This window comes from Vulgatibacter sp. (genome assembly GCF_041687135.1).
Lineage (GTDB): Bacteria > Myxococcota > Myxococcia > Myxococcales > Vulgatibacteraceae > JAWLCN01.
In genome coordinates this window covers 160461-174821 of record NZ_JAWLCN010000004.1, presented here as the reverse complement: position 1 = coordinate 174821, position 14361 = coordinate 160461, and the positions used below count along the sequence as shown (strand labels likewise).

Annotated in this window: 13 protein-coding genes; 9 read left to right on the top strand and 4 right to left on the bottom strand. The window is 71.2% G+C overall.

The features are described 5' to 3' along the window. Window positions 1–70: 70 nt before the first annotated feature. The gene (locus ACESMR_RS11885) at window positions 71–1090 is read right to left on the bottom strand and encodes an NAD(P)/FAD-dependent oxidoreductase (RefSeq protein WP_373047295.1); all 1020 of its coding nucleotides are present in this window, start codon (window positions 1088–1090) and stop codon (window positions 71–73) included. 27 nt (window positions 1091–1117) lie between these two features. Next, on the bottom strand, window positions 1118–2854 hold the full coding sequence (locus ACESMR_RS11880) for an ABC transporter ATP-binding protein (RefSeq protein ID WP_373047294.1): 1737 nt from the start codon (window positions 2852–2854) through the stop codon (window positions 1118–1120). Between the two features lie 33 nt (window positions 2855–2887). Between ACESMR_RS11880 and ACESMR_RS11875 the strand changes: the two genes are divergently transcribed. Together ACESMR_RS11875 and ACESMR_RS11870 are read left to right on the top strand one after the other, a co-directional pair. Continuing rightward, entirely contained in the window at window positions 2888–4261 is a 1374-nt protein-coding gene (locus tag ACESMR_RS11875) for a phosphatidylglycerol lysyltransferase domain-containing protein (RefSeq protein WP_373047635.1), read from the top strand. A 68-nt stretch (window positions 4262–4329) separates the two neighbouring features. After that, entirely contained in the window at window positions 4330–4518 is a 189-nt protein-coding gene (locus tag ACESMR_RS11870; protein WP_373047293.1) for a hypothetical protein, read from the top strand. A gap of 34 nt (window positions 4519–4552) precedes the next feature. On the opposite strand, the gene ACESMR_RS11865 is transcribed toward ACESMR_RS11870, so the two are convergent. Together ACESMR_RS11865 and ACESMR_RS11860 are read right to left on the bottom strand one after the other, a co-directional pair. Next, entirely contained in the window at window positions 4553–5158 is a 606-nt protein-coding gene (locus ACESMR_RS11865) for an isochorismatase family protein (protein WP_373047292.1), read from the bottom strand. Between the two features lie 244 nt (window positions 5159–5402). Continuing rightward, window positions 5403–5783: a hypothetical protein gene (locus ACESMR_RS11860; RefSeq protein ID WP_373047291.1), complete on the bottom strand. Its 381-nt coding sequence runs from the start codon at window positions 5781–5783 to the stop codon at window positions 5403–5405. Between the two features lie 224 nt (window positions 5784–6007). Between ACESMR_RS11860 and ACESMR_RS11855 the strand changes: the two genes are divergently transcribed. From ACESMR_RS11855 to ACESMR_RS11825, 7 genes are all read left to right on the top strand, one after another. Beyond that, window positions 6008–7858, top strand: coding sequence for a M2 family metallopeptidase (locus ACESMR_RS11855; RefSeq protein WP_373047290.1), 1851 nt, complete (start codon window positions 6008–6010; stop codon window positions 7856–7858). Window positions 7859–8003: 145 nt separating this feature from the next. Then, window positions 8004–9185 (top strand): hypothetical protein, encoded by a 1182-nt coding sequence (locus tag ACESMR_RS11850; protein WP_373047289.1) that lies wholly within the window; start codon window positions 8004–8006, stop codon window positions 9183–9185. Window positions 9186–9371: 186 nt separating this feature from the next. After that, complete coding sequence (locus tag ACESMR_RS11845; RefSeq protein ID WP_373047288.1) at window positions 9372–10154, top strand: SDR family NAD(P)-dependent oxidoreductase; 783 nt, start codon at window positions 9372–9374, stop codon at window positions 10152–10154. Further along, complete coding sequence (locus ACESMR_RS11840) at window positions 10151–10585, top strand: RidA family protein (RefSeq protein WP_373047287.1); 435 nt, start codon at window positions 10151–10153, stop codon at window positions 10583–10585. Before ACESMR_RS11845 ends, ACESMR_RS11840 begins: the two co-directional genes overlap by 4 nt. Next, window positions 10582–11424, top strand: a complete 843-nt coding sequence (locus ACESMR_RS11835; protein ID WP_373047286.1) for an enoyl-CoA hydratase family protein — start codon at window positions 10582–10584, stop codon at window positions 11422–11424. The genes ACESMR_RS11840 and ACESMR_RS11835 overlap by 4 nt, the downstream gene beginning before the upstream one ends. Window positions 11425–11427: 3 nt before the next feature. Continuing rightward, window positions 11428–12558: an acyl-CoA dehydrogenase family protein gene (locus ACESMR_RS11830; protein ID WP_373047285.1), complete on the top strand. Its 1131-nt coding sequence runs from the start codon at window positions 11428–11430 to the stop codon at window positions 12556–12558. Window positions 12559–12727: 169 nt separating this feature from the next. Beyond that, window positions 12728–14290, top strand: a complete 1563-nt coding sequence (locus ACESMR_RS11825; RefSeq protein WP_373047284.1) for a benzoate-CoA ligase family protein — start codon at window positions 12728–12730, stop codon at window positions 14288–14290. Window positions 14291–14361: the final 71 nt, after the last annotated feature.

Below are 14361 nucleotides of genomic sequence, written 5' to 3'. Positions count from 1 at the left end.
ATTACAGAGGTGGCTTGTAAACTCTGCTTAGCTGCCGATAGTTCGGCAGCGGCATGGGGCCTGGCTGCCGTCACCCAAGCAATGCGGCGAGGCGGCGGCCGGAGAGGAAGGCTGCCTCGACGCCGCCCATCGGCGCGAAATTCTCGCCGCAGATGCCGATGCGGGCGCCGCCGGGGAGGGTGAGGAGCGTGGGCTCGGCCTGCTCGGTGCCGGGGACCGCGCGGGCGTAACACCAGCGGTGGGCCTGCTTCCACCGGGGCCGCGCCACCCACGGGCCGACCTGCGCCGCCGCTGCGGCGAGGAGCTCCTCCGACCAGGCGTGCGGATCCGTGTGGAGCCTGGTGCGGGCGAAGGCGGGGTTCGACTGGATCACCAGCACCCGCATCGCGGGGCCCACGCGTTTGCTCGAGTCGACGAAGATCGACTGGATCGGCCCCGTCTCGCTGGGGTGCAGCGCCTCGAAGTCGACCGCCGTTCCCTCGAGCGGATAACCGGCGAGGACGGTGAGCGAGGGATCGGTGCCCACCCGCAGCGCGAGGCGGCGCAGGGGATCGATCGGCGCTGCCGGTGGCAGGGCCTTCAGCAGCTTCCACACCTGATCGAAGGCGAGGGCGAAGACGACGGTGCGGGCGCGCAAGGTGCGTGGGGCGGTGGTCCGGCCCGCCACCTCGAGCCCGACGTGGTCGTCGCCCAGGGCGATCGCGCGCACCTTGCTGTCGAAGCGGACCTCGAGCCCTTCGGCAAGGCGCCGGGGCAGGGCGGCGACGCCCTCGCTCGGGACGACGCGCGTCTCGCCGTCGGTGTAGGCCCGCGGCTGGCACGGCGGACCGCTGCCGACGATCCGGCGGGGCCAGCCGCCGTACGTGCCCGGCAGCGACTCGAGCAGCGCGACGAAGTCGGGATCGCTGCCGTGGAGGAAGCAGGCGCCGTGGTCCACGGGTTGCCCGTCGACGTGGCGGGTGGCGCAGCGGCCGCCCACCCGCAGCGCACGTTCGAGGATCACGGCCTCGCGTCCTGCGTCGCGCAGGGCGCTGGCGCAGGCGAGGCCGGAGACACCGGCGCCGACGATCACGATCTCGTTGTTGTCCACGGCGGCGACGCTACCACGCTGGCGCGATCAGGCTGCCGCGAACTGCCGCTCCACCAGCCGCTTGTAGAGGCCGTCCGCCTCGAGGAGTTCGGCGTGGGTGCCCGACTCCACCACGCGGCCGCCCTCGAGCACGAGCACGCGATCGGCGTCGCGCACCGTGGAGAGCCGGTGGGCGATGATGAGCGTGGTGCGTCCTTCGAGGAGCCGGTCGAGGGCCTCCTTCACCAGGTGCTCGCTCTCGGCGTCGAGGGCGCTGGTGGCCTCGTCGAGGATGAGCAGCTTCGGATCCTTGAGCATGGCGCGGGCGATGGCGATCCGCTGCTTCTGGCCGCCGGAGAGCTGCACGCCCCGCTCGCCCACCTCGGTGTCGTAGCCGTCGGGGAAACCCTCGACGAAGGTGGCGGCGTTGGCTGCCTGCACCGCTGCGCGCACCTGCGCGTCGGTGGCCTCCGGCCTGCCGTAGCGCACGTTCTCCGCGATGGTGGTGGAGAAGAGGAGCGGCTCCTGCGCCACCACGCCGATCTGCCGGCGGAGCCAGGCGGGATCGAGCTGGCGCACGTCGATGCCGTCGATGCGGACCACGCCCTCGCCCGGATCGTAGAGGCGGCCGAGGAGCGCGGCGATGGTGCTCTTTCCCGCGCCGGAGGGACCCACCAGCGCCACCCGCTCGCCGGGGCGGATGGCGATATCGATCCCCTGCAGCACCGGCACGTCCGGCCGCGAGGGGTAGGTGAAGGAGACGTGATCGAGGCGGACCTCGCCCTCGACCGCCACCGGCGCGAGGCCGCCGCGGGGCGGGATCGCCGGCGCGCGGTCGATGAGCTCGAAGATGCGCTCGCTGGCGCCGGAGGCCCGCATGAAGTCGGTGAAGAGCTCGCCGAGGGCTCCCAGCGAGAAGGCCACCAGCAGCGAGTACATGAGGAAGGAGGTGAGCTCGCCCACCGTCATCGTGCCGCCGAGCACGAGGCGGCCGCCGTACCAGAGCACCGCCGCCGCTGCTGCGTAGGCGGCGAACGACGCGCCGCCGAAGAAGAGCCCCGCCACCTTCGCCCGGCGCCGGGCCACGTCGAAGGAGGCCTCCACCGCTGCGCCGTAGCGGGCCACCTCCTTCTCCTCCGCGGTGAAGGAGCGCACGGTGCGCACGCCGGAGAGGCTCTCCTCGGCGACTTCGCTCGCCTTCGCCAGCGCGTCCTGCACCTCGCGCGAGAGCTTGCGCACCCGCTTGCCGTAGACCACGGCGCCGAGGGCCACCGGCGGCACCACCGCCAGCATCAGCCCGGTGAGCAGCGGCGAGGTGGCGAAGAGGAGGACGAGGCCGCCCACCACACCGGCGCCGTTGCGCAGGAGCATGGAGAGGTTCGCGCTCACGGTGTTCTGGAGCACGGTGGTGTCCGAGGCGAGGCGCGAGGTGAGCTCGCCGGTGCGCCGGAGATCGAAGAAGGCGATCTCCTGATCCAGCAGCCGCGCGAAGAGATCGGTGCGGAGCCGCGCCACGATCCGCTCGCCGGCGGTGGTGAAGAGCACGTAGCGCAGCGCCACCGCCGCGCCCTGCACGAGGAAGAGCGCCGCCATGATCAGCGCGGCCCTGTCGAGGCCGCTGCCGTCGCCGCCGGCGAGGGCGTCGTCGATCAGCACCCGGACCAGCTGGGGCCAGGCGAGCCCCGCAGCGGAGCCGACGAAGAGGCACAAGGTGCCGACGAGCAGGGTCCGCCGCTCGGGACGGGCGAGGGCGAGGAGGCGGCGGAAGGGGATGGGGCTGCGCATGGTGGCCCCGTGTATAACGCTTCGCCCGTGTCGATGCAGAACGAGCCGCCAGCCGAGCGCCTCCGGGCCCGCCAACAGGCGCGGGTGCTGGGGCTCTTGCGCCGCTACGGCTGGAACGCCACCTCGTTCCAGGTCCTCGAGCCGGGGCTCCGCTACTGGTTCTGCGGTGCCGACGCCGCCGTCGCCTACGTCGATACCGGCAGGGCCTTCGTGGTGGCGGGGGCGCCGATCGCGCCTGCGGCGCGGGTCGGCGAGGTGGCGGCCCGCTTCGGTGGGTTTGCCGCCCGCTGCAGGCGGCGGGTGCGCTTCTTCGCGGTGGTCGATCGCTTCCTCGAGGCGGCGCCCTTCGACGCGGTGCAGGTCGGCGAGCAGCCTGCCTGGGATCCGGGGGAGTGGCCCCGGATCCTGCGGGAGAGCCGGAGCCTGCGCGAGCAGCTGCGGCGGGCCCGGGCCAGGGGGGTGGTGGTGCGGCAGCTCGCCGAGGCCGAGGCGGCGGAGGGGCCGGTGCGCGCCCACGTCGAGGCGCTCGTCGCGCGGTGGCTCGGCAGCAGGCACATGGCGCCGATGGGCTTTCTGGTCGAGGTCCATCCCTTCGGCTTCGCCTCCGAGCGGCGCTACTTCGCCGCGGAGCGCGACGGCAGGATCGTGGGCTTCCTCGCGGCGGTGCCGATCTACGCCAGGGGCGGCTGGTTCTTCGAGGATCTGCTCCGCGATCCCGCCGCTCCCAACGGCACCGCCGAGCTCCTCGTCGACGCGGCGATGCGGGCGGTGGCGGCGGAGGGGAGCCGCTACGTCACCCTGGGCCTCGCGCCGCTCGCCGGTGTCTCCGGGTGGCTCGCCTCGGCGCGTCGCCTCGGGCGGCGGCTCTACGACTTCGCCGGCCTCGCTTCGTTCAAAGCGAAGCTCCGGCCCCAGGCGTGGGAGCCGATCCACCTCGCCTATCCGCGGGGCGAGCGGGGGATCGTGGCGCTGGTCGACGCCCTCGCCGCCTTCTCGCGGGGCGGCCTCTTCCGCTTCGGGCTGGAGACCCTGCTCCGCGTGCCCACGGTGGTGATCGAGGCGCTCGCGGTGGCGCTGGTGCCGTGGACGATCGCGTTGGCGCTCACCGACCACCGCTGGTTCCCGGCGCCGTGGATGAAGTGGTTCTGGGTCGCCTTCGACGTCGGGCTCTTCGTCGGCCTGCTCGCGCTGGCGAAGCGCTGGCGCCACGGCCTCGCCACCGCGCTGGCCGTGCTGGTCACCGCCGACGCCGTGGTGAGCTGGGTGCAGGCGCTCGTCTTCAACCTGCCCAGGCTGCGGGGCGCAGGCGATGCGGTGGTGGTGGCCGCCGGCGTGCTCGCCCCGACGCTCGCTGCGGTGCTCCTCTGGCGGGCGCGCTGGCACCGGCGCCGCTATCTGCCGCGCTGATCCCGGGGCGCGCTGATCCTGGCCGGGGCGCTCCTTACGTTTGGCTCAGGTCGACGCGAGGAGGAGCGATGGCACGGGAGAAGTACGAAAAGGCGGGCGAGAACGAGGAGAAGCTGGAGTACGAGCGCACGCATCCGGGATGGCTGCAGGACGTGCCGGCTGCACCGCCGGAGGTGACCGCGAGCCAGTACGAGCATACCCGGCCCGAGGAGGCGGGGCACCTGCCGGACGAGGAGCGGGGGCCCGAGCGCAAATGATCACGGGGTGCCGCCCGGGCCGCCGGCGGCGCCCTCAGAAGCGGGCCTCGCCCGCGCTGTAGAGCGCCATGATCGCCTGGCCCGAGGAGACCACCTCGGCGCCGGCGAGGCGAACACGGGTCAGGGTCTCGAGCCCCGCCCGCACGTCGAGGGGCGCGATCCCGTCCTGCACAACCGAGACCTCGAGGCCGCGGCGCAGCGCGTCCAGGGCGGTGGCCTGGATCTCCCGCTCGGTGGCGATCCCGCCGAGGAAGAGGTGGCCGACGTGCTCGTTCGCCAGGAGCTCGGCGAGGGAGGCGCCGTGGCGATCCACCGCGCGGAACGCCGACGGGCCCACCTCCCGGGGATCGCCGTTGCGGAAGACGAAGCGCGCCCGCCGCGAGAGGTGGAGATCGCGGTGGAAGGCGGCGCCCTGCGTGCCCGCGACGCAGAAGGGCCGGAGATCGCCGCCCTGCCCGGTGAAGTAGCCGCTGCGATCGCTGTGCCATTCGCGAACGGCGACCACCAGGCCGCCAGCGTGATCCACCGTGTTGGCGAGAAACGAGAGGGGGCCCGCGACTTCGTCCCCGTGGGCCACCGCTGCGGCGCCCCCCGGGCAGAAGTCGTTCTGGACCCCGACGATCACCATCGCTCTGCGCATCGGTCCCCCGTGGTCGGGGATCGCGAGCGCCCGCCCCCCGGACGCACCGCCCCCGTCCGCGGAGGGTGGACACCGCCCGACGGCGCTGCCACCTCTCGGCTCGTTGGGCTCGGGTCGCCATCTGAACGGTAGCAGTCCGATGGTCGATCTCCTTTGCGGCTCGGCAGCTCGTCTCGACCGATACACGGGATTGCCCGGGGCGACGAGCCCGGCGCCGGGCCGTGTCGCCTGCCGTGCGATCGATTCACGGACACGCCGGCAGGCCAACCAGCTGGACAGGGGCCCACGTCGGCGGCGGCGGGGGCGCCTCTTCCGTGGGGCAGAAGGCGAGGGTCTCGTTCCCGAGCCAGAAGAATCGGTAGCCGGGATCCATCGCTTCCGCCGCGAAGAAGACCGCATCGTCCTGCCCGGGTAACTCCACCACCGCTGAGACGCGAGCATCCCCGAGGGCGCCGCAGTCGCTCTTCCAGAGGACGACGGCTCGCAGGCCGTCCGGCGCGGGAATCCGCGCCGCGACCCATCGATCACACATCCCCGAGAAGATCGAGAAGACTACGACCAGCCCCAGGGCGGAGAGGGCAAGCGATACGCCCACGGACAGCAGCAGGCCGACGTACCAACGCATGTCTGCGTGGACAGCAAGCGCAGTGCCAAAGGCTCGGAGGATGCGCTGGAGGCCGGTTGATCGCCGAGCGGTGCGTAGCGCCGTCCGCGCGGCGCGGCCGCTTTGCAACGCCGGGAATGGCTCGCCCTCCGAGCGCCTTTCCCTCCATCGTCAGCTTTTTTCAGGCAGCTCTGGCCCGGCTTCCTGCTTGGGTCACGCGCCGCCATCCCCTAGGATGCCCGCCCATGATTCGCAACCTCCTGCAGAAGCTGCCCGCCGTCGCAGCCAGCCTGGCGCTCCTCGCACCGGGCGCGGCCCTCGCCGGCGAGACCTCGAAGACCACCGTCGCCTCGAAGGCGAAGCCCACCGCCGCCGAGGCGAAGGCCTTCGCCACCCGGGTGAACGACGAGCTCAAGGCCCATTGGATCCGCTCCTCCACCGCCGAGTGGATCAAGAGCACGTACATCACCGACGACACCGAGCGGAACGCCGCCCTCGCGAACGAAGCGCTGATGGAGTACCTGTCGCGCACCATCCGCGAGAGCCGCCGCTTCGACGGCGTCGAGGCCGATCCAGAGACCAGGCGCATGCTCTCGCTGCTGCGGCTGGCGAGCTCGCTGCCCGCCCCCAGCGACGAGAAGAAGCGCGCGGAGCTCGCGGGCATCGCCGCGAAGCTCGAGGGCATGTACGGCAAGGGCAAGTGGTGCGGCGAGGACGGCAAGCAGAAGTGCCGCGATCTCGGTGAGCTCTCCGAGACCCTGGCCCAGAGCCGCGACTACGACCAGCTCCTCGACGCGTGGACCGGCTGGCGCTCCATCTCCCGCGAGATGCGCCCGCTTTACCAGCGGCAGGTCGAGCTCGCCAACGAGGGCGCGCGCGAGGTGGGCTTCTCCGATCTCGGCGAGCTCTGGCGCGCCGGATACGACATGAGCCCCGCCGCTTTCGAGGCGGAGACCGAGCGCCTCTGGCAGCAGGTGAAGCCGCTCTACGAGGACCTCCACTGCTACGTCCGTGGCAAGCTCGCCGAGAGCTACGGCGAGAAGCGGATCCCGGAAGACGGCGCCATCCCGGCCCACGTGCTCGGCAATATGTGGGCGCAGGAGTGGACCAACGTCTACCCGCTGGTGGAGCCGTACAAGGGCCAGCCCTCGCTCGACGTCGACAGCGCGCTCAAGAAGCAGAAGTACGACGCGACGCGGATGGTGAAGCTCGGCGAGAGCTTCTTCACCTCGCTCGGCCTCGATCCGCTGCCGGCCTCGTTCTACGAGCGCTCGCAGTTCGTGAAGCCCCGGGACCGCGACGTGGTCTGCCACGCCAGCGCGTGGGACGTGACCCTCTCCAACGATCTGCGCATCAAGATGTGCATCAAGCAGACCGAGGAGGATCTGGTCACGATCCACCACGAGCTCGGGCACAACTACTACTTCATGTACTACTGGCAGAAGCCGGTGCTCTTCCAGAACGGGGCACACGACGGCTTCCACGAGGCGATCGGCGACGCCATCGCCCTCTCGATCACGCCGGGCTACCTGAAGCAGGTGGGCCTGCTCTCCGAGACGCCGAAGGACGACAAGGGGCTCATCAATTTCCAGATGAAGATGGCGCTCTCCAAGATCGCCTTCCTGCCCTTCGGCAAGCTCATCGACCAGTGGCGCTGGGACGTCTTCAGCGGCAAGGTGAAGCCCGCCGACTACAACGCCCATTGGTGGAAGCTGCGCGAGCAGTACCAGGGCGTGAAGGCGCCGGTGGCACGGAGCGAGAAGGATTTCGATCCGGGCGCGAAGTTCCACATCCCCGGCAACACGCCCTACACCCGCTACTTCCTCGCCCACGTGCTGCAGTTCCAGATGCACAAGGCGATGTGCGACGCAGCGGGCTTCGAGGGCGACCTGTCGAAGTGCTCGATCTACGGCAGCAAGGAGGCCGGAAAGAAGCTGCAGGCGATGCTGGCGATGGGCTCGAGCAAGCCCTGGCCGGACGCCCTCGAGGCGCTCACCGGCAGCAGGCAGATGGATGCCACCGCGATGCTCGCGTACTTCGCGCCGCTGCGCACGTGGCTGAAGGAGCAGAACGCCGGCCAGAAGTGCGGCTGGTAGCTTTCGCTTCCGCCTCATGCTTCCCGGACCCCGGTGCTCCCCGCGAGCGCCGGGGTTTTTTGTGGGCCGCGGCGCATTGCCCGGGGGCTGCGCTCCCGCATATCGTTCGCTTTTCACATCGGCATCGGTGACTGGGAGGGAACCCATGGTGGCAAAGCGCGTGCTCGCCGCACTCTCTGCAGCAGCACTCCTCTGGGCTTGTGGTTCGTCCGACGGGGGCTCGGGCGGCAGCGGCGGCAGCGGGGGGGTGGGCGGTTCCGGGGGAACCGGCGGCGCAGGTGGCGCGGGTGGCGCCGGCGGCATGGGGGGCGCTGGCGGTGCGGGGGGCGCAGGTGGTGCCGGTGGCGCTGGCGGCGGCGGCGGGACCCTGCCCGAGCCCGATCCCTTCCCGCATGGCGCGTGCGACACGCCGCGTCCCACCGAGACCCCCTTCACCGAGACGGCGGAGGTGATCGCCAACCAGGGCAGCCGCTTCACCGCTGCCGGCGCCGACTCGAAGGGCAACTCCTATTACGCGACCGTCCTCGGCAAGGTGGTGTGGCGCAAGCCCGACGGCAGCTTCACCGTGCTCGGTCAGTTTGGCAACGGCATGTCCCAGGTCCGCGGCCTGACCATGGTGGGCGATACGGCGTGGGTCTACGCCGGCGACACCTTCGGAGCTGGCTGGCTCCTCAAGATCGTCGACGGCGTGCCCACGCCCCACGATCCGCAGAAGAGCGTGATGGGCATCTTCCGCGACCGGGAGGGCCGGGCCACGGCGCAGCTCTGCACCGGCGTCGACCAGTGCGCCTTCTACCTGCTCGGCGACGACTTCTCGGTGGAGGAGACCACCGGCTACGAGGCGTCGCTCGGTTCCTGCACGATCCTCGAGGCCTTCGATCGCTACGGCTTCGCGGCGCGGTGCTGGCGCGGCGGCGAGCAATATTTCGCGGTGGGCGACGACGCCGCCGACCTGAACGAGATCGCCGTGGGCGAGCGAATCGACATGGCCCGCTTCCACGGCCGCGATCCCGAGGACATCTGGGCCTTCGAGCAGATCGAGTCGGGGGTCTACGGGCTCTCCCATTGGGACGGCACGGGCGAGTGGGTGATGGAGTCGGTGGAGCGCCTCAACGGTGGCGGCATCCACGCGTTGGCGCCGGCGGAGGCGGTGGTGATCACCCCGGACATGACGTGGCGCTTCGACGGCAGCTGCTGGGCGCAGATGATCCCCGAGGGCGTGCTCGTGCCCGTCTTCGACCACGAGTCGGCCGGGCCGGTGCGGCTCGGCGCGAGGAAGCTCGGCTGGCTGCGGGGCACGACGTTCACCGAGCTCGAGATGCCTTGATCGGCCGCTGGCCGCTGCGGGGTCCGGCGCCGCATCGTTCGATTCGACGCGATGCGGCGGGACGGTGTCGTTGACCGCGTGGGAAGCCGCTCGGTACCGTAAGGGCTTCATCGTCGCTCGAACGCCGCAAGAGGTCTGTGCGCAGCGCATCCCGCGCCTGCAGGCGGCGCGCATGGGGAGGGCTGCGTGGCAGGTACGCTCGACGGGCAGGTGGCATTGGTCACCGGCGCCAGCAGGGGCATCGGCAGGGCGTGCGCGGAGGCGCTCGGCGCCGCAGGCGCTGCGGTGGCGGTCTGCGCCAGGGATCTTCCCGCATGTGGCGAGGTGGTCGCGGCCATCCACGCCGCAGGGGGAAGGGCGCAGGCCTTCCGGCTCGACGTGGCGGATCCCGCCTCGGTGCAGGCCTGCGTGGGCGCGGTGACCTCCGAACTCGGCGCCGTCGACATCGTCGTCAACAACGCCGGCATCTCCTTGAGCGCGCCGATGCACCGCACCTCGCTCGACGATCTGCGGCGGGTGATGGACGTGAACCTGACCGGCGCCTTCGCCGTCACCCAGGCGGTGCTCGGCGGGATGCTCGAGCGCAAGCGCGGCCGGGTGATCAACATCGCCTCCACCGCGGGGCGCACCGGCTTCCGCTACACGACGGCCTATTGCGCGAGCAAACACGCGCTGGTCGGCCTCACCCGCGCGCTGGCCCACGAAGTGGCGGGGAAGGGGATCACGGCCAACGCCGTCTGCCCGGGCTGGACGGAGACCGACATGCTCGACGCCTCGGCGAAGAAGATCTCCGAGGTGACCGGGCGCTCCTACGACGAGGCGGTCGATTCGCTGGCGCGGATGAACCCGATCGGCAGGCTGATCCGTCCCGAGGAGATCGCGCGGATGGTGGTCTTCCTCGCCGAGCCTGCTGCTTCCGGGATCACGGGCCAGCTCTTCAACGTCGACGGCGGCGAGGTGATCGCGTGAGCCTGCTCCAGGTGATCCAGCCCGAGGGGTGGAAGCGGCCGAAGGGGTACAGCAACGGCGTCATCGCCGAGGGGCGGATGCTCTTCGTCGGTGGGCAGATCGGCTGGGATGCGGACGAGGCCTTCCACTCCGACGACTTCGGCGCGCAGTGGGACCAGGCGCTCTCCAACGTGCTCGCGGTGGTTCGGGCCGCAGGCGGCGGGCCGGAGCACATCGTGCGAATGACCATCTACGTCGTCGACAAGCACGAATACCTGGGCTCGATCGCCGAGGTCGGTGCTTCGTGGCGCCGGTGGATGGGCAGGAGCTACCCCGCGATGGCGCTGGTGCAGGTCGCCGCGCTGGTGGAGGATCGCGCCCGCGTGGAGATCGAAGCGACGGCGGTTCTGCCGCACGTCTCGCGCGACCTCTCGGGCGGCGGCAGCGGATGAGCATTCTTTTCATGGAGACGGTTCCGATGCAGCAGGCGAGGCCCGCACCGAAGAGCTTCCGTTACGACGAGCGCGACGACGGGGTCGCGGTGATCACCCTCGACCGGCCCGACAAGCTCAACGCGCTCACCTTCGAGGTCTACGCGGAGCTGCGGGATCTCTTCGCCGCGCTCAGCTTCCGGGAGCCGGTGCGGGCGGTGGTGATCACCGGCAGCGGCAGGGCGTTCTGCTCCGGTGGCGACGTGAACTCGATCATCGGCGAGCTCTTCGCCCGCGACACGCGGGGGCTGCTCGAGTTCACACAGATGACGTGCGACCTGGTGCGCAACATGCGGCGGCTGAAGAAGCCGGTGGTCGCCGCTTTGAACGGGACAACCGCCGGTGCAGGGGCGGCGATCGCGCTGGCCTCCGATCTCCGGATCGCGGCGGCGGGCACGAAGATCGCCTTCCTCTTCGCGAAGGTGGGCCTCGCCGGCGCCGACATGGGCGCCGCGCACCTGCTGCCGCGCTACGTCGGCCTGGCGAAGGCCACCGAGCTGTTGATGTTCGGCGACGCGGTGGTCGCCGAGGACGCGCTGGCGATGGGGCTGCACAACGCGGTGGTACCCGTGGATGAGGTGCTGCCCACGGCGATCGCCTGGGCTTCGCGGCTCGCTGCCGGGCCGACCTTCGCGCTGGGCGTCACCAAGGAGCTGCTCGACGAGGAGCAGGACGGCTCGCTCTTCTCCGCCCTCGACAACGAGGCCCGGGCGCAGGCGATGTGCATGCAGACCAGCGATTTCCGCGAGGCCTACGACGCCTTCGTGGAGAAGCGGCCGGCCCGCTTCACCGGGAGGTAGGTCTTGTTCCTCGAAGAACGGCATGTGGCGCTGGGCCGTGCGGTCCGCGCCTTCGGCGACGAGGTGCTGGCGCCGATCGAGCACCGGGAAGACGGCGTCGACGATCTGGCGCGCTCGATTCTGCGCAAGCTGGGCGAGGCGGGCTTCACCCGGCACGCGGTGCCTGCTGCGTGGGGCGGGGTGAGCGAGTCGCTCGACGTCCGTTCGCTCTGTGCGATCCGCGAGGCGCTGGCGTGGCGGATGGGGCTCGCCGACTTCTGCTTCGCGATGCAGGGCCTGGGCAGCTACCCGATCGTGCTGGCAGGCAGCGAGGAGCAGAAGCGGCGGTTGCTGCCTGGCGTCGCGTCGGGTGAGCTCGCCGCCGCCTTCGCCCTCACCGAGCCCGATGCGGGCTCCGACGCTGCGGCGCTCTCGTGTTCCGCACGCCGTGTCGGCGACGAGTGGGTGGTGAACGGCAGGAAGCGCTTCATCTCCAACGCGCCGATCTTCGGGGTGATGAGCCTCTTTGCTCGCACCGGCGAGGGGAACCGGGGCGTCTCGGCCTTCGTGGTCGAGCCGGGGACGCCGGGGGTGCGGGTGGAGGCGCAGGAGCCGATCTCGCCCCATCCGATCGGCGAGGTGATCTTCGAGGACGCGCGGCTGCCTTCGTCGGCGTTGCTCGGCGCCGAGGGGACGGGGTTCAAGGTGGCGCTCGGGACGCTGGACGTCTTCCGCACCACGGTGGGCGCCGCTGCACTCGGGATGGCGCAGCGGGCGCAGGACGAGGCGGTGGCCCACGTGAAGGGGCGTAAACAATTCGGCGCACCGCTGGCGGAGCTGCAGGGCGTGCAATTCCTGCTGGCCGACAACGAGGTGGAGCTCGAGGCGGCGCGGCTGCTGGTGCACCGGGCGGCGTGGGTGAAGGACGGCGGCGCGGCCCGGGTGACGCGGGAGGCGGCGGTGGCCAAGCTGGTGGCCACGGAGAACGCGCAGAAGGTGATCGACCGGAGCCTGCAGCTGCACGGTGGTCTCGGGGTGATGCGGGGCACGCCGGTGGAGCGGCTCTACCGGGAGATCCGGGCGCTGCGGATCTACGAGGGCGCGACCGAGGTGCAGAAGCTGGTGATCGCGCGGGAGCGGCTCAAGGAGGCGTAGGGCGGCGGGGTTCCTGGGGCGGGGTTCTGGGGCGGGGTCGCGGTCGGGTCGGTCGGGCAGTTCGGCGATTGGGCTTTGCGGGTCCGGGCGGCGCGGGGTGGCCGGCGTGGCGCGGATTCCACCACGAATATCGGCCGCGAGCTTTGCCGCGGCGTTGCTGGGGGTGCGAATGGCAGCGATCGAGTTTCCCGAAGCGCTCAACCTCTGCGTGGAATACGTCGACCGGAACGTGCGGGAGGGGCGCGGCGACTCGGTAGCGCTGCTCTACGGGGACGAGCGGTACACCTACCGCGAGGTGCTCGACCACGTGTGCCGAGCGGCGAATCTGCTCGAGCGGATCGGCGTGCAGCAGGAGCAGCGGGTGCTGCTCGCCCTCTCCGACCACCCCGAGTTCGTCTTCTTCTGGTTCGCCGCGGTGCGGATGGGCGCGGTGGTCTCCGCGGTCAATCCCGACTGCAAGGGGGAGGAGCTCGCCTACTACCTCGACTACACCCGTTCGCGCGTCGTGGTGGCAGAGGAGCGGCTGCTGGGCGACACGCTCCAGCCGGCGGCGGCGCCGTGGCTCCGCGCCGCGGTGGTCTGTCGGGGGGGCGGGTCCGCGGCGCTCGGACCGAAGGTGGTGCGCTGGGAGGACGAGCGGGCGTCCCTCTCGCCCGACCATTCGCCCGCGCCGACCCTGGCGGAGGACGTGGGGGTTTTGCTCTACACGAGCGGCTCCACCGGCTTTCCCAAGGCGGCGGTCCACCGGCACGTGGACTTCCTCTTCAGCACCCACACCTATGGGTTGCCGGTGCTGGGCCTTGCGCCCGGGGACGTGAGCGTTGCGGTCTCGAAGCTCTTCTTCGGCTACGCGCTGGGCAACAACCTGCTCTTTCCGTTCCGCGCCGGCGCGACGGTGGCCCTTTTTCCGGACAAGAGCACGCCCGAGCGCGTTCTCGACGAGGTGACCCGGCGGAAGGCGACGCTCCTCACCAGCGTGCCCACCGCGATCAACGCGATGGCCAACCTGGCGGTACCTGCCGGGCGTTGGGATTGGTCCTCGCTGCGGCTCACCACCTCGGCGGGCGAGGCGCTGCCGGCGGAGATGCACCGGCGGTACACGGAGCGCTTCGGCCACGAGGTCCTCGACGGGATCGGCTCGGCGGAGCTCTTCCACGTCTACATCACCAACCGGCCGGGCGACGTCACGTTCGGGTCGCTGGGCCGGGTGGTCGACGGCTACGAAGCCCGGATCTGCGACGACGACGGGCGGGAGCTGCCGCATGGCGAGCTGGGCTCGCTGTGGATCCGCGGGCAGTCGGTGGGCCTCGGCTACTTCATGCGGACCGAGGCGAGCCGGCAGAGCTTCCGGGGGGAGTGGTTCGTCTCCGCCGACAAATTCCGCCGCGATGGCGAGGGTCGCTTCTGGTACGGCGGCCGCACCGACGATCTGCTCAAGGTGGGGGGCCGGTTCCTTGCCCCGATCGAGGTGGAGAACTGCCTGCTCTCCCACCCGGCGGTGGCGGAGGTGGCGGTGGTCGGGTTCGAGGACGAGAAGGGCCTCGTCAAACCGCGGGCCTTCGTCGTGCCCCGTGCGGGGATCGTGCCCAGCGACGCCCTCGCCTCGGAGCTGCAGGAGCTGGCGAAGCGGGAGCTGCAGCCGTGGAAATACCCGCGGCAGATCGTCTTCCGCTCCAGTCTGCCCAAGAGCGATCGCGGCAAGGTGCTCAAGAAGGAGCTCCGGGCGATCTAGCTGCAGGGCTCCCGCCCCCCCCGGGGCGGCCCTTCGTGCTGTGCGCACCCCGTACCGTTGCACGAACGGGG

What these genes read in the sequence shown, in the direction of transcription:
- ACESMR_RS11880 (WP_373047294.1), bottom strand. Translation starts at nt 2,854, where the DNA reads ATGCGCAGCCCCATCCCCTTCCGCCGCCTCCTCGCCCTCGCCCGTCCC.
- ACESMR_RS11875 (WP_373047635.1), top strand. Translation starts at nt 2,888, where the DNA reads ATGCAGAACGAGCCGCCAGCCGAGCGCCTCCGGGCCCGCCAACAGGCG.
- ACESMR_RS11870 (WP_373047293.1), top strand. Translation starts at nt 4,330, where the DNA reads ATGGCACGGGAGAAGTACGAAAAGGCGGGCGAGAACGAGGAGAAGCTG.
- ACESMR_RS11865 (WP_373047292.1), bottom strand. Translation starts at nt 5,158, where the DNA reads ATGCGCAGAGCGATGGTGATCGTCGGGGTCCAGAACGACTTCTGCCCG.
- ACESMR_RS11860 (WP_373047291.1), bottom strand. Translation starts at nt 5,783, where the DNA reads ATGCGTTGGTACGTCGGCCTGCTGCTGTCCGTGGGCGTATCGCTTGCC.
- ACESMR_RS11855 (WP_373047290.1), top strand. Translation starts at nt 6,008, where the DNA reads ATGATTCGCAACCTCCTGCAGAAGCTGCCCGCCGTCGCAGCCAGCCTG.
- ACESMR_RS11850 (WP_373047289.1), top strand. Translation starts at nt 8,004, where the DNA reads ATGGTGGCAAAGCGCGTGCTCGCCGCACTCTCTGCAGCAGCACTCCTC.
- ACESMR_RS11835 (WP_373047286.1), top strand. Translation starts at nt 10,582, where the DNA reads ATGAGCATTCTTTTCATGGAGACGGTTCCGATGCAGCAGGCGAGGCCC.
- ACESMR_RS11825 (WP_373047284.1), top strand. Translation starts at nt 12,728, where the DNA reads ATGGCAGCGATCGAGTTTCCCGAAGCGCTCAACCTCTGCGTGGAATAC.